The organism is Corynebacterium aurimucosum (genome assembly GCF_030408555.1).
GTDB lineage: Bacteria > Actinomycetota > Actinomycetes > Mycobacteriales > Mycobacteriaceae > Corynebacterium > Corynebacterium aurimucosum.
This window is the reverse complement of sequence record NZ_CP047048.1, coordinates 2,660,367-2,678,732: the sequence shown is the minus strand read 5'-3', so window position 1 is coordinate 2,678,732 and position 18,366 is coordinate 2,660,367. Positions and strand designations below refer to the sequence as shown.

The following is an 18,366-nucleotide window of genomic DNA, read 5'->3' as shown; positions in this document are numbered from 1 at the left end:
GTGCTGGGCCCTCTTTAGTGTGAAGCTGCGGAAGCTTGACTGGATCTACTTGAGCTTGATGAGTGCGGAGGAGAAGTAGTCCTCAACCGCTGATGGCTCATCGAGAGGGAGAACAGCGCCTACGTACTGGTCCGGGCGAACGATGACGACGGCTCCCTCACGGGAAATGCCGCGGCCTTCGAAAATGTCTTTGTCCCCGGGGAGAGCGTTGAAGACGTTCTCCCAATTCGGGACATTGAACTTGCCGTTGCGGGGGCGGAAGAGCAGTGGGGCGTCAAGAATCTCGTAGTCGTGATGGTTGGTTTGCTGGTAGATGGCCTTCACGTCGAAGTAGGTATTCTCGTCAGCGCCCTCCGGGGTGAACTTGGCCAGGATGGGGCCAACCTTCTCTGCCCACTGGCTCAGCGTGGAGTCCTCGCCTGCCTTGGGGGCGTCGGCAAAAGCGTAGATACGGTAGCGGCCATCCGCGGTGTGCTGGTGGCCCAGGTGCTGAGGGTAGGCATCGCAGCGGCGCAGGACCTCGTAGGACTTGAAGCGCTTGCCCACTGGGAAGCCGGAAGCCAGTTCTTGGTGCTGGGTGGAGCCGACGATCAGGTTCTCCTCGTACTGAGTCATCATGCCGGCGGCGAACTCTTCCGCAGCAACGTAGTACTTCTCCACTGCCTCCGGATCGTCGAGTTCCTCGGTCGGGGTGGCCATGAGGGTGGACCACTCACGGTCAAAATTGATGAGGTTCTGGGCGGCCGGCTGGCGTTCGCCGTGGTAAGTGCTTAAGAGTTCCTTGGGAGCGCGGCCGTCGAGGACGTGACCCAGCTTCCAGCCGATGTTGAAGCCGTCCTGCATGGAGACGTTCATGCCCTGGCCAGCCTTGGCCGAGTGGGTGTGGCAGGCATCGCCGGTGAGGAAGACGCGCGGATTTTCATCGCTATCGTCGAAGGCGTCGACCAAGCGGTGGCCCACCTCGTAGACGGAGTGCCACGCCACCATCTTGACGTCGATGAAGTAGGGCGAGTAGATCTCATTGGCCTTCTCGATGATCTTCTCAAACGGCGTGTTGCGGACCTTGTGGTTGTCATCCTCCGGAACGACGCCGAGGTCTACGTACACGCGGCAGAGGTAGCCACCTTCACGCGGGATGTGCAGGATTGAGCCGGCCTGTGAGTGGATGGCGCACTTGGTGCGCCAGTCTGGGAAGTCGGTGTCAACGACAACGTCCATGACACCCCATGCGTGGTTGGCCTGGTCGCCCTTGAGCGAGCGGCCAATGGACTTGCGGACGCGCGACTTTGCACCATCGCAGCCGACGACGTACTTAGCGCGCACGTCGCGCGGGTTGCCGTCGACATCCTCGAGGTGCACCGTCACTGGGTACTCGCCCTCCCCTACCTCCAGGGAGACGAAGTTCCAGCCGTAGTCCGGGGTGATGCGGCCGGGGGCGCGGCGGGCATAGCGGGCAAAGTAGTCCAGCACGCGGGCCTGGTTGACGATGAGGTGGGGGAACTCAGAAATGCCCTGCTCGTCGTCTACTGGGCAGGCACCGCGGGCAATCTTGGAACGATCCTGAGGATCGGGGTTCCAGAAGGCCATCTCCGTGATCTCATAAGCTTCTTCCGTAATTTCCTTGGCAAAGCCAAAGGCCTGGAAGGTTTCCACCGAGCGGGACTGAATACCGTCGGCCTGACCCAGCTCAAGGCGGTGCGGACGGCGCTCGATAATCCGCGTATTGACGTCAGGGAACATTGCCAGCTGCGCCGCAGCGATCATGCCGGCCGGACCAGAGCCCACGATGAGAACGTCCATTTCATCTGGAAGTTCAGAAACGCGATCGATGCCGAATCCGGCGGGCTCGAGCACGCGGGGATCTTCCGAAACGTAGCCGTTGTGGTGGAACTGCACTGTGGACTCCTTAGTTAGCGGTTGTAGTGGACGAGAACAAAGGGGGTCGTGGGGGTAATGACCACTCCCCCATTGCTATGTGAGCTTCGCTCTTGGAGGTGGTGACTCAGTTCAAGGTGTCTGGAGGATGTGAGCTGGGTCGTATATGAGAATCATATATGATGCGCTCCCCTTGCACAATGAGTTGTTCGGAAAGGATGCGCATGCGTGGAGGGGGGCGTCGTCTAGCGCTGGCTGAAGATGAAGTGCCCCTGAGATTGCTCGACCTCGTGCTCTGCGCCGAGTGCGATTCCTTTGCGCTCACGCAGGATGAAGGTGCAGATGAAGCCGACAATCGAAGCGGAAACGAGGTAGCCCGATACCGCAAAGGTGGTACCCGTTGCCTCGACGAGCGAGGCGGCGATCATGGGGGCAAAGGCGCCGCCCAGGACCGAGCCGAGGGCATAGGTAATGGAGACGCCGGTGGCGCGAATGGAGGCCGGGAAGAGCTCAGCGTACATCGCAGACTGTGCGCCATAGGTGAGGCCCAGGCCGACAGTGAGGAAGAGGAGCGCACCGTAGAGCATCCCTAGGCTGCCCGTGTTGACCAGCGGGAAGAGAGCGGCGGCGCCAATGCCCTGCAGGATGAATCCGAGAAGATAGGTTTTCCGGCGGCCGATGTAGTCGGAGATGAATCCGGCGAACAATGTGGTCAGGGCCCACGCGAAGGCAGAAACGGTCACCGCGTTGAGGACGTCACCGCGGTCTAGCGCGACGGGGCCGTCGGGGTCCGTAGCGTAGCGCTGGATGTAGCCGCCCGTGGTCATGTAGCCAACTGTGCCGTTACCTGCGAAGACGAGCGCGGCTACCAGGACTAGCGGGGTGAAGTTCTTGAAGAGTTTGCCAATGGGGTTGGTGGCTTCTTCCTCTTCGCGCTCTGCAATCTCTTCGAAGACCGGGGACTCGTCGACGCCCATGCGGATGAGGTAGCCCACCAAGATGAGGACGAAGGAGAGCAGGAAAGGTACGCGCCAGCCCCAGCTCATGAAGGCGTCACCAGGCGCGATGGTGTTCATGATGGAGAGCACACCGGAAGAAAGCAACAGACCGGCAGGAACGCCGATCTGGGGGCCGGCGCCGTAGAGGCCGCGCTTGTCATTCGGTGCGTGTTCCACCGCCATGAGAACTGCGGAACCCCACTCGCCACCTGCGGAGATGCCCTGAATGATGCGCAGGGTGATGAGCAGGATGGGGGCCCAGATTCCGGCGGTTTCGTAGGTGGGCAGCACGCCAATGAGGGTGGTTGCGCCGCCCATGGCGAGGAGCGTGACCATGAGGACCACGCGGCGCCCGAAGCGGTCGGCGAAGTGTCCCGCCAGGAACGCGCCGACTGGGCGGAAGAGGAAGGACAAGCCAACGGTCAGGAAGGAAATGATGGTGGCTAGGCCACCCTCGAGAGGGCCGAACATGAGCTGGTTGAACACGAGTCCAGCCACTGCTGCATAGAGGAAGTAGTCGTACCACTCGATGGCGGTACCGATGGTTGTCGCGGCGACGACGCGGCGGCGTTCGGCCGTCGAAATTGTCGGCGTGACAGTTGTGTGCGACATAGTGAGATTCCTTTCGGCATGGGGTGTGCCATATACGGAAATGCGTGTGAGTTGAACCACTTGCGGTGGTGTTAGGGATAATATACGATCTGGGCAAGGATTTGTTCACAATTAAGGATTCTTCATGGCTGTACCTGAGTTCTTGCCGGTTAAACCGGGCAAAATGATCGCTGTCCATGTGGCCTTTGAGTCCCGCGCAGCGCAGCGCGGTCGCTGGCCCAAGACCCCGAGCTACTTCCTCAAGGCGACCAGCACGCTGGCCGAGTCGGGCGGGATCGTCGAACGCCCCCAAGGGACCGAGCTGCTGGCCTTCGAAGGCGAAATCGCACTCATCATTGGCACTCCGGCCCGCAACGTATCCCTCGAGGACGCGTGGAAGCACGTCGCCTACGTGACGGCTTCGAACGACATTGGCCTGTATGACTACAAGGTGCAGGACAAGGGCTCCAACACCCGTTCCAAGTCCCGCGATGGCTACACCCCCATTGGGCCGGAGCTTATCGACGCCCAGGGGATCGATCCCAAGGGCCTGCGCCTTCGCACGTGGGTCAATGGCGAGGTCGTACAGGAGGGAACCTCTTCCGATGAAGATCTCATCTTCCCGCTCGCCCAGTTCGTCGCGGACCTTTCCCAGCACATGACCCTGGAGACCGGTGACATCATCCTCACCGGTACCCCGGCCGGCTCCTCTGTCATTGAGCCTGGTGACGTCGTCGAGGTCGAGGTCGACGTGCCCGGGGGCGTGAGCTCCGGCAGGCTGAAGACTACCGTGAAGGAAGTCCCCGCCTCCTTTGATCCGCAGCTGGGCAACCTTCCCTACATGGACGATAAGCAGCGCGAGGATGCCTACGGAGACCGCGAATCCGCCGGGCTTCCCCCCAAGGGTGACGGTGGCCTCGACCCAGAGCTCAAGGCGGCCCTGGAGGAGGCCCCGACCGCCGGCTTGTCCGCTCAGCTGCGCAAGCGCGGCATCAACCAATCCGTAATCGAAGGCGTGTACCCGCAGGCCAAAGGAACCAAGATGGTGGGCGTTGCCCGCACGCTGCGCTTCGTGGCTGGCCGCGAGGACCTGTTCAAGTCCCACGGTGGCGGTCTCAACGAGCAGAAGAAGGTCTTCGACACGGTCAAGGAAGGCGAGGTCATCGTCATTGAGGCCCGCCAGGAATCCGGTTCCGGAACACTGGGTGACATTTTGGCTCTGCGCGCCAAGGTGCGCGGTGCCGCAGGCGTTGTCACCGATGGTGGCGTGCGTGACTACGAGGCTGTGAAGGAGATTGGCCTTCCCGTCTTCACCCAGGGCGCCCACCCCTGCGTTCTTGGACGCAAGCATGTCCCGTGGGATAGCGATATCGCAGTTTCTTGCGGCAACGCTACCGTCCTGCCGGGTGACATCATCGTCGGTGACGATGACGGCGTCGTGGTCATTCCACGCGATATTGCAGCCGAGGTCGCTGAAGGTGCGCTGGCCAAGGAACACGAGGACGAATGGGTTGCCTCCCAGGTGGAGACGGGCGCCAGCCTGGATGGCCTCTTCCCGCCCACCGGAGCGAACAAGGAAGCCTATATTGCTTTCCGCGACGGAAAGGCGGGTGGTCAATGACGGAACCCGCACTACCAGCTGGGGAAAGCAAGTCCCAACAGGCCTATAACTGGATAAGTGAAAAGATTCGTACTCGCGAGTATGAACCCGGGTACCGCCTCGTATTGGCAACAATCGCGGATGACTTGGGTGTCAGCGTGGTCCCCGTCCGCGAAGCCATTCGGCAACTAGAAGCGGAAGGCATGGTTACCTACGAACGAAACGTCGGCGCCAGCGTGACCACTCACAATCGCGAGGCCTATTACGAATCGATGGACATCGTGGCCACCGTGGAAGCAAACGCTACCGCCCAATCCGCCCCGCATCTTGACGCGGAGGATCTTGCCCGGGCACGGGAGATCAACCAGCGCATGCGGGAGCTCGATATCCACCACGATCCAGAGGAATTTACCCAGCTCAATAAGGAATTTCATAGCGTTCTCTTCTCCAAATGCCCGAACGAGAGGCTGAAGAACTTGGTGATGGACCAGTGGAAGCAACTGGAATATCACCGTGTCTCCACCTTTCGGTACGTGCCCGAGAGAGCCCAAGAGTCAACGCGCGAGCACGAGCAATTGGTCAGCCTCATCGAGGCTGGCGCGGAACCCGCCTACATAGAAAAAGTGGCCAGGCAACACCGCCTGACCACCCTCAGCACCTATCGCAAGACAAACGACTAAGGAGTCTCAAGCACCCATGGCTATCAACAACGATGCTGCTAAGCCCACCGATCTTCCCGAGAAGATTCTTCACTACATCAACGGCGAGTTTGTTCCGTCGATTGACGGCGATGAATTCGAGGTCCTGGATCCGGTAACGAATAAGACCTACATCAAGGCTGCTTCCGGCAAGCCGGCAGACATTGACAAGGCTGTCGCTGCCGCCAAGGAGGCCTTCGAGAACGGCCCGTGGTCCAAGGCCCTGCCGCGCGAGCGCGCACGCGTCCTCAACAAGATTGCGGACATTGTCGAAACCCGCGCAGACAAGCTTGCCGCGTGGGAGTCCTTCGACTCCGGCCTGCCCATCACCCAGGCCAACGGCCAAGCTAAGCGTGCTGCTGAGAACTTCCGCTTCTTCGCAGACCTGATCGTGGCGCAGGCTGACGACGCCTACAAGGTTCCGGGCCGCCAGATCAACTATGTCAACCGTAAGCCGATTGGTGTCGCGGGCCTGATTACCCCGTGGAACACCCCGTTCATGCTGGAGTCCTGGAAGCTTGCCCCGGCCATCGCCACCGGTAACTCCGTCGTCCTGAAGCCGGCCGAGTTCACTCCCCTCTCCGCACAGCTGTGGGCAGGAATCTTTGAGGAGGCTGGCCTGCCGAAGGGTGTCTTCAACCTGGTTAACGGCTTTGGTGAGGAAGGCTATGCAGGTGACCCGCTGGTCAAGCACCCGGATGTGCCGCTGATCTCCTTCACCGGCGAGTCCCGCACCGGCCAGATCATCTTTGGCAACGCAGCCCCGCACCTCAAGGGTCTGTCGATGGAGCTGGGCGGCAAGTCCCCCGCCATTGTGTTCAGCGATGCCGACCTGGAGACCGCGATTGATGCCTGCATCTTCGGCGTCTTCTCCCTCAACGGTGAGCGTTGCACCGCCGGCTCCCGCATCCTGGTTCAGCGCGATATCTACGACGAGTTCGTGGAGCGCTATGCCGCACAGGCCAAGCGCGTGAAGGTGGGCCTGCCTTCCGACCCCACCACCGAGGTCGGCGCTCTGGTCCACCCAGAGCACTACGAGAAGGTCACTTCCTACATCGAGATCGGCAAGCAGGAGGCCACACTGGCCGCCGGCGGCGAGCGCCCGGAGGGCTTCGAGGAAGGCAACTTTGTTCAGCCGACCGTCTTCGTTGACGTCAAGCCGGACGCCCGTATCTTCCAGGAAGAGATCTTTGGCCCTGTCGTTGCCATCACCCCGTTTGATACCGATGAGGAAGCACTCGAGCTGGCCAACAACACGAAGTACGGCCTTGCCGCCTATGTCTGGACCTCAGATCTGAAGCGCGCCCACAACTTCGCTCAAAACGTTGAGGCCGGCATGGTGTGGCTCAACTCCAACAACGTCCGCGACCTGCGCACCCCGTTCGGCGGCGTCAAGGCTTCCGGCCTGGGCCACGAGGGCGGCTACCGCTCGATCGACTTCTACACCGACCAGCAGGCCGTTCACATCAACCTGGACAAGGTGCATAACCCGGTCTTTGGCAAGCAGGACTAAGACGTCCACTCTCTACTCCCCCACCACTACTTCTATCTAAGGAGCCATCATGGCTGACATTCAGGCCCCCGACATTCTGCGTTGCGCCTACATGGAGATCATCGTTACTGATCTCGCTGCATCCCGAAAGTTCTACGTTGACACCCTCGGTCTCGTCGTCACCGAGGAAAACGAGAACGAAATCTACCTGCGCACCTACGAGGAGTTCATCCACCACAACCTCGTGCTGCGTCAGGGCCCCGTCGCTGCCGTCGCTGCATTCTCCTTCCGCGTCCGTTCCCCGGAGGACCTGGACCTCGCGGAGGAGTTCTACAAGGCACGCGGCTGCGAGGTGCGCCGCAACAAGGATGGCTTTGTCAAGGGCATCGGTGATTCCGTGCGTGTGCAGGATCCGCTGGGCTTCCCGTACGAGTTCTTCTATGAGGTAGAGCACGTCGAGCGTTTGGCCTGGGCATACGACGCCCATATCCCAGGAGCGCTGGTCCGACTCGATCACTTCAACCAGATCACCCCGGATGTTCCTTCCGCTGTGAAATACATGGAGGAGCTCGGCTTCCGCACCACCGAGGACATCCGCGATGAGGAGGGAACTGTTTACGCTGCATGGATGCGCCGCAAGCCGACGGTGCACGACACCGCAATGACCGGTGGTGATGGCCCGCGTATGCACCACATCGCATTTGCTACCCACGAGAAGCACAACATCATTGCGATTTGTGACAAGTTGGGTGCGCTGCGCGAATCCGACCGCATTGAGCGCGGCCCTGGCCGCCACGGTGTCTCCAACGCCTACTACCTCTACCTGCGTGATCCGGATGGACACCGCGTAGAGATCTACACCCAGGACTACTACACCGGCGACCCGGATAACCCGGTCGTGACCTGGGATGTTCACGATAACCAGCGTCGTGACTGGTGGGGAACCCCGGTTGTTCCTTCTTGGTACCGCGATGGCTCCACGGTCCTCGACTTGGATGGAAACCCGGTGCCGCTGGTTGCCCGCGAGGATGAGTCCGAGCTGGAGGCCACCATTGGCGCGGATGGCTTCTCCTACACCCGCAAGGAAGATGCGGAGGAGATGCCGGAGTGGAAGCAAGGTGAGTACAAGCTGGGACACCAGCTCTAAACGACTAAGTACTCAGGTTGATGAACGTGGCCCCGTGGCGTCGAGAAGCGAGCGCACATATCGCGGGGCCGCGTTGTCGTTTCACGTGAAACCTTCAGGTTCAACAAACCTCTTAAACAGAACAAACACGTTCTACAACACCTTAAGGAGCGAAGTACATGCTGGATGAGAAACAGCACATCGCTATCGCAGATGAACTGGCGCAAGCCGAAAAGGACCGCACGATGGTCCCGCTGCTGACTGCCCGTTTCCCAGAGATGAGCATCGAGGATTCCTATGCGGTGCAGCGCGAATGGGTGCGCCGTGGTACCGAAGACGGCCGTCGCCTCGTCGGTCGCAAGATTGGCCTGACCTCGAAGGTCATGCAGGAGGCCACGGGAATCACTGAGCCGGATTACGGCGCAATTTTTGAAGACCAGGTCTACGAGAACGGTTCCACCATCGAGCACGCACAGTTCTCTAACGTCCGCATCGAGGTCGAGCTGGCCTTCGTGCTCAAGGAAGAGCTGAAGGGACCGAATTGCAGCATTTTCGACGTGCTGCGCGCGACGGAGTACGTCGTCCCAGCGCTGGAGATCCTCTCCTCCCGAATCGAGATGGAGGGCCGCACGATCGTCGACACGATTTCGGATAATGCGGCGCTCGGCGCCATGGTTTATGGCGGCAATCCGGTAGACCCTGCGGATGTCGATCTGCGCTGGGTGTCCGCGCTGCTCTACCGCAACGAGTCCATCGAAGATACGGGTGTGGCGGCTGCCGTGCTCAACCACCCGGCCATGGGCGTGGCATGGCTTGCCAATAAGCTCCACGCGCACGGCGATAGCCTGGCCGCCGGTGACATCATCCTGGCCGGTTCCTTCACCAAGCCCATGTGGGTCGAACCGGGCGATACCGTCCACGCAGACTACGGAAAGTTGGGGTCCATCACATGCCGATTCCAGTAAAGTTGCCGCCCACCTTCGCGGACGTCCTCGAGAAGGCTGAGCAGCCGCTCGTTGGCGCATGGATTTGTTCTGGCTCGGAGGCCGCGGCGGAGATCATCGCCTCGGCTGGCTTTAGCTGGACGCTGATCGATGGTGAGCATTCGCCCTATGGCCTGGAAACCATTCTTTCCCTGCTGCGAGCCACCGATGCCTATGGTCTTACACGCGTGGTCCGCGTGCCCGTGAATAACACCGCGTTGATCAAGCAGTACCTAGACCTCGGCGTACAGAACCTGATGGTGCCCATGATTGATACTGCCAAGGAAGCTGAAGCGGCCGTGGCGGCTATGCACTACCCGCCCCGCGGTGTGCGTGGAGTCGGTTCGGCGCTGGCCCGCTCCTCGCGGTGGAACGGCGTGGAGAACTACCTTGCGAACGCTTCGGACACGGTGAGCCTCACGGTGCAGATTGAATCTGCGACCGCAGTGGAGAACGTCGAAGAGATCGTGGCTGTCGAAGGCGTGGACAACATCTTCGTCGGCCCCTCGGACCTAGCAGCCTCAATGGGGCTTTTGGGCCAGCAGGCCCATCCGGATGTACTCGCGGCGGTCAATCACACATTTGAAGTAGTCCGTGCTTCCGGAAAGAAGGTAGGCGTCAACGCTTTCAACCTTGAACAGGCCCAGAAATACATGGCTTCTGGCGCATCATTTGCGCTGGTTGGGGCGGATGTTCAACTTCTTTCGGGTGCGGCACGTCAACTGGCAGACAAATTCCATTTGGGAGGGTAAAAAAGAACCATGAGTGAAAACAACAAGGTCAATATTGACGAGCTGCTGGCCAAGGTTCCGACCGGCTTGCTGATTAACGGTGAGTGGGTAGACGCCTCCGATGGCTCCACCTTCGATGTAGAAAACCCGGCTACCGGTGAGGTTATCGCTACCCTCGCGTCCGCTACCTCTGAGGACGCGAAGAAGGCTATGGACGCTGCCTGTGCAGTACAGGATGAGTGGGCGCGCACGTCCACCCGTGAGCGTTCTAACCTGCTGCGCCGCGCTTTTGACCTGGTGCAGGAACGTAAGGACGAATTCGCTGCGCTGATGACTCTGGAGATGGGCAAGCCGCTGGCGGAATCTTATGGTGAGGTCACCTACGGCGCGGAGTACCTGCGCTGGTTCAGCGAGGAAGCCGTCCGCAACTACGGCCGCACCCTGCCGGCACCGGAGGGCACCCTGCGCATGGTCACCCGCCGCAAGCCGGTGGGCCCGTGCCTGCTTATCACCCCGTGGAACTTCCCGCTGGCTATGGCTACCCGCAAAATTGCCCCGGCCATTGCCGCTGGTTGCACCATGGTAGTGAAGCCGGCCAAGCTGACGCCGCTGACCACCCAGTACTTCGCACAGACCATGATTGATGCCGGCGTTCCGGCAGGCGTGGTTAACGTGGTGTCCGGTAAGTCTGCGTCTGCTATCTCTGAGCCGATCATGGCGGATTCTCGTCTGCGCAAGATCTCCTTCACTGGCTCTACCCCGGTGGGTAAGACCCTGCTCAAGGCTGCTGCTGACAACGTGCTGCGCACCTCGATGGAGCTGGGCGGCAATGCTCCGTTCATCGTCTTTGAGGACGCCGACATTGACCAGGCCGTCGAGGGTGCAATGGGCGCCAAGATGCGCAACATCGGTGAGGCCTGCACCGCCGCTAACCGCTTCATTGTCCACGAGTCCATCGCTGATGAGTTCGCAGAGAAGTTCGCCAAGCGCATCGGTGAGCTCAAGGTGGGTAACGGCCTCGATGAGGGCGTTACCTGCGGCCCGCTCGTGGAGAAGAAGGCGCTGGATAACATCACCGCGCTTGTCGACGATGCCGTGACCAAGGGCGCCAAGGCCATCGTTGGTGGCAAGCCGGGTGAGGGCAAGGGTTACTTCTACGCCCCGACCGTGCTGACGAACGTCTCCCGTGATGCCCGCGTGGCGCAGGAGGAGATCTTCGGCCCGATCGCTCCGATCCTGACCTTCTCCGATGAGAAGGAAGCAATTGAGATTGCTAACGACACGGAGTACGGCCTGGCCTCCTACGTGTTCACCGAGGATTCTGACCGCATGTGGCGCGTTGGTGACGGCCTCGAGTTCGGCCTCATGGGCTTCAACGCTGGTGTTATCTCCAACGCCGCTGCCCCGTTCGGTGGCGTGAAGCAGTCCGGCATGGGCCGCGAGGGCGGCGCCGAGGGCATCGACGAGTACACGTCGTTGCAGTACATCGCGATGCGTGACCCGTACGTGAATGCATAACTAGTGCATTAAATTCGCTGCTAATAATGCTGGCATCTCCTTTGAGGGAGGTGCCAGCATTATTTTTTGCGCATAGTATTCGCTCTGATGTGGTGTGACAGCACTCATAGACAAATCGTGATCACGCACAAACAACAATCACTCTGTGTGGTGCGACACAATTACTAACTACACACCGAGATGCGTTGGGCTCGCTCCAAGACATCTCGGGCCGACATAGTTAGTAAGGAGGAGTTGGCGTGGACACATCGACGCAGTCACCAGTGCTACCCGCTCGAAACGTACAGCCCGGGCACCGGGCTCCCAACGACCAAGAGGGCGGCCTGGGCGCCGGGCGCCTAGGGACAACGTCGCTAGTCTTTATGATTATTGCGGCGTCCGCCCCCCTTACTGTGCTCGCGGGAGGAGTACCGACAAACTTTGCGGTATCTGGATTATTGGGGGTCCCTTGGAGCTACTTAGTGCTCGGGATCATCCTCGTGTTCTTTGCAGTCGGGTACGGAATTATGAGTTCGAAGATTCAGAACTCAGGAGCCTTCTATGCCTATGTGTCTGAGGGGCTGGGCAACCGTCAAGGAATCGCAGCTGCGATTCTAGCGCTGGTTTCTTATAACATGATGCAGGTTGGTCTGTACGGAATCTTCGGTTTCTCCCTCGCCAATCTGATCAATGGTTGGTTCGGCACGAGCATTTCGTGGTGGATGGCGGCTTTGGTTGGCTGGGTCTTGGTAGCAGTCATGGGAGTCAGCAACGTCGACTTCTCGGCCAAGGTCTTGGGAGTTTTGGTAGCGCTTGAATTCCTCGTCGTTGCGGGTGTTTCTTCGTTGGCGCTAGGCGTTGCTCCCGAGGGAATCACCGCGGAGACGATGCGTCCAGGCCAATTCTTCACTAACGGCATTGGCGTGCTTCTCGCTTTCGGAATTGCAGCCTTCATGGGCTTTGAGTCCGGTGCGATCTACTCGGAAGAAGCGCGAGATCCGGAGCGGACAGTTCCGAAGGCCACGTATATCGCTGTTGGAACTATTGCTCTTTTCTACGCCTTTTCTGCGTGGGCGTTCGCTCAGGGCGTGGGGCCGTCCGTGATCATCGACAAGGCAACTGAGCTTGGTCCGGATTTGGTCTTCGTGTGGTTGGGCGACTATTCGGTATTCGCCGCAAACATCGCGAACTGCTTATTTGTAACCTCGCTTATTGCTGCTCTCGTGGCGTTCCATAACGCCGCAGCGCGATACTTTTTCTCCCTAGGGCGCTCACGCGTTCTTCCTAAGAAGTTCGCGACATCATCTGCTAAAGGCGCTCCTATAGCTGGGTCTCTTACACAGACTGCACTTGCAATCGTTGTAGTGGCTGGCTTCGCAGTGGCTGGAAATGGGAGTGAAATGGGCGAGCTGTTCCCAGTTCTTACTCTCTTTACGTGGCTCACTAACGCGGCGGCATTTGGCTTGGTCTTCCTGCTTGCGGTGGTCAGCGTGTCCATCATGGTTTGGCTGAACAAGGAAGAGAAAGGCTACAGCCTCTTTACAAGGGTTATGGCACCGCTCGTCTCGGCCTGCGGGCTGATGGCTGTCTTCGCACTGGTGCTGGTGAACTTCCCGCTCATGATCGGCGACACCGGCCCAGATGCCCTCGTGTGGATAATGCCGGGGATCATCATCGCATCCGGAATCCTTGGCCTTATCTGGGGCGAGTACTTGAAACATAAGAAGCCGCATATCTACGCAGGTCTTCAAGACAATCTTGACCAAATCTAAAACTTAAGGAAGGCAATCATGGAAAAGAAGCATGTAATCGTTGTCGGTGCGGGATTCGCAGGCCTAACGGCAGCGCGCGAGTTGCAAACCGCTGGAATTGACTATCACATCGTGGAAGCGCGTGACCGTATTGGCGGCCGTGCATGGACGGACGACAGGCTCGGACGTCCGTTGGAGATTGGCGCAACCTGGGTGCATTGGCATCAGCCGCATGTCTGGTCTGAAATCACTCGCTATGGTCAGGACATTATCGCTTCGCCCATTGTGGATACTGCTTACTGGTATGCCGGTGGTGAGCTGAAGTCTGGCACGGAGGCAGAAATGGATGCCAAGTTGGCACGACCAATGGAGAAGATCTTCGAGAATTCTCGCGAATTCTTCCCAGAACCGCACAAGCCGCTGCTTGTGCTGGATGAAAAATTCGGTGCATCCCAAGAGTTAAAGGATGCTTTCCTAGCTGCAGATCAGGCTGGAGTTCTCGATGCGTTGGAGGACGGTGACTTTACCCAGGAAGAAAAGGACCTCTGCAATGCGTATTGGTCGGCCGGGTACATCGGGTACCCAGAACAGGGCTCCTCTTTGATGGCCAAGCAGTGGGCAGCCTTGTGCGATCATCGTCTTTCCTTGGTGGATGAGCAAACGCTGCGATACAAGCTCGTCAATGGCATGCGGGGTATCTACGGCAACATTGCAAAAGATCTGACCGGAGAAATTCGTTTAAACACTGCGGTGACGGCGATTGAGCATGGAGAAGATTCAGCCACCGTTACATATGCGGACGGTACTTCCGAAACGGCAGACGCGGTGATTGTCACGGTTCCGGTCGGTGCGTTGGGGAACATTACGTTTACGCCAGGGCTGCCCGAGGGTGCGCAGAAGACTGTCGAGCAGAAGTGGAACTCAACTGGTTTCAAGGCGTGGATCAAGATCAAGGGGCACCACAATATTTTCGGCTACGCGCCTCAGCCGGCCGTTGTGTCTGTGCTGCGTTCGGAGTACTTCGAAGATGACGACACGACCATTTGTGTCGCCTTCGGCTCCGATCACGAGAAGATTGACTTAGAGAGCATTGAGGATGCGCAAAAGGTTGTCGATCAGTGGCGTCCAGACCTCGAAGTTGTTGGCGTTACCGGACATGACTGGGTTGCTGACGAGTACTCCGGCCAGGCCTGGGCCACGCTGCGTCGGGGCCAGTTCACCGAGGGATGGCACCATTTCCGTAGCTCCACTTCCTCGTTGCACTTCGCGGGGGCCGACTGGGCCTCCGGCTGGCGTGGAGTGGTTGTCGATGGAGCCATTGAAACCGGAATTTCCACTGCTCGCGAGGTCATCAACAAGCTGCGTGACTAACCGCTAGCTTCCGCACGGTACGCACTCGGTGACTTGTGGTACTCCGCCTTGAAGATGCGCGAGAGGTGCGAGGGATCGTACAGGCCATAGCGGGCGCTGATGTGGCTGATTGATTCCTCGGAGTGCCGCGGGTCCACGAGCTCCCTGCGGATGTGTTCTAGGCGTCGCGTTCTGATGTAGCTGCCGACGGAGAGGCCCTGTTCGGAGAACTTGGCGTGGAGGTGGCGCACCGACACGAAGAGTGCTTGGGCGATGGTGCTGGGGCCTAGGTCCGGGTCGCCCAGGTGCTTCTCGATGTAGGCGGTGGCCTGGTTGAACAGGAGCGTGCCCGCAGAAGGTTCCTCGGCCACGTCGGAAGCCAGGACTGATACCAGCATGGTCAGCGCCGAGCGGACCAGTGCCGTGGCGTGCGGGCCTTTGAGCAAGTCGAGGTTCTTAGCTAGTTGTTCAAAGAGAGGCACGGCCACCGCGCCGAGGCCATGTGAGCGCGAGATGGGGTTCGCAGTCAGGCGCTGGATCTGTGCGGGTGAAATGTCGAGGAAGCTCTGCGGGAAGTGAACAATGAGGGTGTTCTGCTCCTCCGGATAGCGCAAGGTGTAGGGGCGCTGGGTGACGTATAGCGCTAGGTCCCCTGGGCGGAGCTCGCAGGTTCGCCCGTCCTGGCTCATGGTTGAGGAGCCGGTGATCTGCAGGCTGAGCTTGCAAAACGGGGCCTCGTTAGTGGCTATCTTGGAGCGATTCACGGTGTGCGGGGAGGTGCACATATCGAAGAGGGATATATCCCCCACCTTCGTTGAACGCAGTGTGGCGTGAAAGGAAGCGGGGTCCTCGGTGTCCACGTCGAGTTGGCCAAAAGACTCGGATGACGCGGTGCGCCATGACGCGATATCGAATTGCTCAACGGCGGAAGCAGACATAATTGGAATCATATCGTGAGAGCTGGCACATTTTTGGACAAATTGTGTGCACTCAGAGTCAAGCCTACAGATGTGGTGCAGGTAACATCTTAGGCAAAAGTTTCTTTGGGCTTTGTTCGCGGGGCCCTCGACTGCTTCACAAGGAGATCTCATGACTCAGTTCGCCACCTACGCTGATCTGCTCAACGCCATCACGGACGAGAACGGACGCGACATCCTCAACCCAGCTACCGGAGAGGTCGTTGGCCGCGCCCCAGAGAACCCCGTTGAGGACCTCAACGCTGCAGTTGAGAACGCACGCGCAGCGCAGAAGGACTTTGCCAAGCTCAGCGACGAAGAGCGTTGCGAGCTGCTCACCAAGGCAGCCGCCGCCATCGACGCCAATGCAGAGGCACTCGTTGAGCTTCTCTCCCGTGAGCAGGGCAAGCCGCTCAACGGCCCGAACGCCCGCTTCGAGGTCGGTGCCTGCTCCGGCTGGTTGAATGCCACCGCCTCCTTCGAGCACCCGAACTACACGGCCGTCGATGATGACATCACCGCCACCGTCAACTACCGCCCGCTCGGCGTCGTCGGCGCCATCGGCCCGTGGAACTGGCCGATGATGATCACCATCTGGCAGATTGCGCCGGCGCTGCGTATGGGCAACGCGGTCGTCGTCAAGCCCTCCGAGTACACCCCGCTGTCCGTACTGGGCCTGCTTAAGGTCGTGAACTCCGTGCTGCCGGAGGGTGTTCTCCAGGTCGTCAGCGGTGCCGGTGAGGTTGGCGCGGCGCTGACCACCCACGAGGGCGTCGATAAGATCATGTTCACCGGTTCCACCGCCACCGGCAAGAAGATCGTGGAGGCCAGCGCCGATAACCTCACCCGCCTCACGCTGGAGCTCGGCGGCAATGACGCCGGTATCGTGCTGGATGACGCTGACCCGAAGGAGATCGCCGGCGACCTCTTCTGGGGCGCGTTCATCAACACCGGCCAGACCTGTGCGGCGATGAAGCGCGTGTATGTGCCGGAGTCGCTGTACGACGCCGTCTGCGAAGCCCTCGTCGAGGTAGCCAAGGCCTCCCCGATGGGCGTGGGCCTCGAGGAAGAGAACGTGCTCGGCCCGCTGCAGAATAAGCAGCAGTTCGACATCGTGGACAAGCTCGTCAACGCCGCCAAGGATTCCGGCGCCCGCGTACTGCTGGGTGGTGACCCGGACTACGACGCGCCGGGCTACTTCTACCCCACCACCCTGGTGGCGGACATCGACCCGGATAACCCGCTGGTCGTCGAGGAGCAGTTCGGTCCTGCGCTGCCGATTGTGAAGTACACGGACCTCGATTGGGCCATTGAGCAGGCCAACAAGCTCGACGTGGGTCTGGGCTCTTCCGTGTGGTCCTCCAACCGCGAGCGTGCACTGGAGGTTGCCGCACAGCTGGAGGCTGGCACCACCTGGATCAACAGTCACGGTGCTGTGGATCCGCGCGTGCCTTTCGGTGGCATCAAGTCCTCCGGCTACGGCGTGGAGTTCGGCACCGAGGGCCTCAAAGGCCTGGCCTACCCGCAGATCATCAACGGCTAGCTCCTGCATGGCGCTGCTATTCTTAGCGCCATGAGCACCGCCAAAGTCCCGGAGACCGAGTACGCAGCCTTCGACGCCATGAAGGAGGTTGCGTCCTCGCTGAAAGCCGCCTATTTCCGCCAACAGCTTGCGACCGACAGTGAGCTGGAGATTGAATATTGGACTGCACAAGAAGATTTTGTCCAGCGCACTGTGAGCGGTGTTGATAACACCGACCTTGATGAAATCCGTGCGGCAGCGGAGTTCTTTGCTCGCTTGCTCGATGAACTTGAAACCCGGGCAAAGGTGGCGTGACAGTGCTGAAGGCCGCGGATTTTCCGGTAGATGATGCTTTTAAACGCCGCGTCCTTGAGCGGCGTATTGCTTATCTTTTTCGTCAGCCATCCGCTGAGCCTGAGGTCATCTATGTAGCAGGACAACCAGCATCGGGAAAGTCTTCGGTGATTGAAATGCTCACGGGTGATCACGTCATTCTAGATTCGGATGAACTACGAAAGTATCACCCAGCCCTCGACGAGATCATGGAGCGCGACCCCCTGCGCATGGACGTGCTCACCAATGGGCCGGTGCCCTATTGGATGTCCTCGCTCATTGAATATGGCCGCCAGCATGGGCATTCGCTCATCATTGAGAACACGCTGTCTAACTCGGAATTCATCGCGGGTGAGATAGCCAAGTTTCGCTCCGCGGGTTTCCGCGTGAGGATCGTGGGCTTGGCGGTGGCGCAGGAGGTCTCCAGGCTGGGTGTCGTCCAGCGTTACCTGGAGGCGCAGCGCGTGAGTCGCTATCCGCGCTGGACAAATGAAGTTTCCCACACGTCGGGCTTTAAAGCCATCGTCCCAGGGCTTCAAGCGATTGCCCCGCTTGTCGACGACCTCGAGATCCGCAGCCGCGATGGCCGCACTTTGAGCGGCATCGAGGTTATTGAGGCTGAGCGCGCAACCTGGTTCGACTCCCCCGCTATTCGTGCTGACTGGCTGGCCCGCTTCGACAGCTGTGACATGGCTGGCCTTGAAGCGGAGAAGCTTACGCAGAACCTCGTGGCTGATGCAGAGCGTATCCGCAAACTTTAAGGCTGTGCCCGTGGAACTATTAGGTTCACCCACAGTTCCCGTGCCTGCACGCACCGAGAAGGACCAGGTGGTGAACTCGAATGACTCGCCTGGTCCAACGTG

15 protein-coding genes are annotated in these 18,366 nt (G+C 59.7%); 12 read left to right on the top strand and 3 right to left on the bottom strand.

What is annotated here, in order from left to right:
• Window positions 1-45 precede the first annotated feature (45 nt).
• Together CAURIM_RS12555 and CAURIM_RS12550 are read right to left on the bottom strand one after the other, a co-directional pair.
• The gene (locus CAURIM_RS12555) at window positions 46-1,896 is read right to left on the bottom strand and encodes an FAD-binding monooxygenase (RefSeq protein WP_201828928.1); all 1,851 of its coding nucleotides are present in this window, start codon (window positions 1,894-1,896) and stop codon (window positions 46-48) included.
• Between the two features lie 224 nt (window positions 1,897-2,120).
• The gene (locus tag CAURIM_RS12550) at window positions 2,121-3,485 is read right to left on the bottom strand and encodes an MFS transporter (protein WP_070524885.1); all 1,365 of its coding nucleotides are present in this window, start codon (window positions 3,483-3,485) and stop codon (window positions 2,121-2,123) included.
• Window positions 3,486-3,609: 124 nt separating this feature from the next.
• Between CAURIM_RS12550 and CAURIM_RS12545 the strand changes: the two genes are divergently transcribed.
• From CAURIM_RS12545 to CAURIM_RS12505, 9 genes are all read left to right on the top strand, one after another.
• Window positions 3,610-5,085, top strand: a complete 1,476-nt coding sequence (locus CAURIM_RS12545; RefSeq protein WP_201828929.1) for a fumarylacetoacetate hydrolase family protein — start codon at window positions 3,610-3,612, stop codon at window positions 5,083-5,085.
• The gene (locus CAURIM_RS12540; RefSeq protein WP_070524881.1) at window positions 5,082-5,744 is read left to right on the top strand and encodes a GntR family transcriptional regulator; all 663 of its coding nucleotides are present in this window, start codon (window positions 5,082-5,084) and stop codon (window positions 5,742-5,744) included. The genes CAURIM_RS12545 and CAURIM_RS12540 overlap by 4 nt, the downstream gene beginning before the upstream one ends.
• A gap of 16 nt (window positions 5,745-5,760) precedes the next feature.
• The gene (hpaE, locus tag CAURIM_RS12535; RefSeq protein ID WP_070524879.1) at window positions 5,761-7,275 is read left to right on the top strand and encodes a 5-carboxymethyl-2-hydroxymuconate semialdehyde dehydrogenase; all 1,515 of its coding nucleotides are present in this window, start codon (window positions 5,761-5,763) and stop codon (window positions 7,273-7,275) included.
• Window positions 7,276-7,324: 49 nt separating this feature from the next.
• On the top strand, window positions 7,325-8,401 hold the full coding sequence (gene hpaD / locus CAURIM_RS12530) for a 3,4-dihydroxyphenylacetate 2,3-dioxygenase (protein WP_070521828.1): 1,077 nt from the start codon (window positions 7,325-7,327) through the stop codon (window positions 8,399-8,401).
• Between the two features lie 158 nt (window positions 8,402-8,559).
• A complete protein-coding gene (gene hpaH / locus CAURIM_RS12525) occupies window positions 8,560-9,345 on the top strand; it encodes a 2-oxo-hept-4-ene-1,7-dioate hydratase (RefSeq protein ID WP_070524878.1) in 786 nt (261 codons plus the stop codon).
• Window positions 9,330-10,115, top strand: a complete 786-nt coding sequence (locus tag CAURIM_RS12520; RefSeq protein ID WP_070524876.1) for an HpcH/HpaI aldolase family protein — start codon at window positions 9,330-9,332, stop codon at window positions 10,113-10,115. Before hpaH ends, CAURIM_RS12520 begins: the two co-directional genes overlap by 16 nt.
• Window positions 10,116-10,124: 9 nt before the next feature.
• A complete protein-coding gene (locus tag CAURIM_RS12515; RefSeq protein ID WP_201828930.1) occupies window positions 10,125-11,612 on the top strand; it encodes an NAD-dependent succinate-semialdehyde dehydrogenase in 1,488 nt (495 codons plus the stop codon).
• A gap of 239 nt (window positions 11,613-11,851) precedes the next feature.
• Entirely contained in the window at window positions 11,852-13,363 is a 1,512-nt protein-coding gene (locus CAURIM_RS12510) for an APC family permease (protein WP_201828931.1), read from the top strand.
• Between the two features lie 18 nt (window positions 13,364-13,381).
• The gene (locus tag CAURIM_RS12505; protein ID WP_201828932.1) at window positions 13,382-14,713 is read left to right on the top strand and encodes an NAD(P)/FAD-dependent oxidoreductase; all 1,332 of its coding nucleotides are present in this window, start codon (window positions 13,382-13,384) and stop codon (window positions 14,711-14,713) included.
• Here CAURIM_RS12505 and CAURIM_RS12500 read toward each other — a convergent pair.
• Entirely contained in the window at window positions 14,710-15,630 is a 921-nt protein-coding gene (locus CAURIM_RS12500) for an AraC-like ligand-binding domain-containing protein (protein ID WP_201828933.1), read from the bottom strand. The two genes, CAURIM_RS12505 and CAURIM_RS12500, sit on opposite strands and share 4 nt — an antisense overlap.
• A 151-nt stretch (window positions 15,631-15,781) precedes the next feature.
• On the opposite strand from CAURIM_RS12500, the gene CAURIM_RS12495 reads away from it, so the two are divergent.
• Genes CAURIM_RS12495 through CAURIM_RS12485 form a run of 3 tightly spaced genes read left to right on the top strand, consistent with a single transcriptional unit; the run spans window position 15,782 to window position 18,264 of the window.
• Window positions 15,782-17,191 (top strand): aldehyde dehydrogenase family protein, encoded by a 1,410-nt coding sequence (locus CAURIM_RS12495; protein ID WP_201828934.1) that lies wholly within the window; start codon window positions 15,782-15,784, stop codon window positions 17,189-17,191.
• Window positions 17,192-17,221: 30 nt separating this feature from the next.
• A complete protein-coding gene (locus CAURIM_RS12490; RefSeq protein ID WP_201828935.1) occupies window positions 17,222-17,485 on the top strand; it encodes a hypothetical protein in 264 nt (87 codons plus the stop codon).
• A complete protein-coding gene (locus CAURIM_RS12485; protein WP_236659360.1) occupies window positions 17,482-18,264 on the top strand; it encodes a zeta toxin family protein in 783 nt (260 codons plus the stop codon). Before CAURIM_RS12490 ends, CAURIM_RS12485 begins: the two co-directional genes overlap by 4 nt.
• Window positions 18,265-18,366 lie beyond the last annotated feature (102 nt).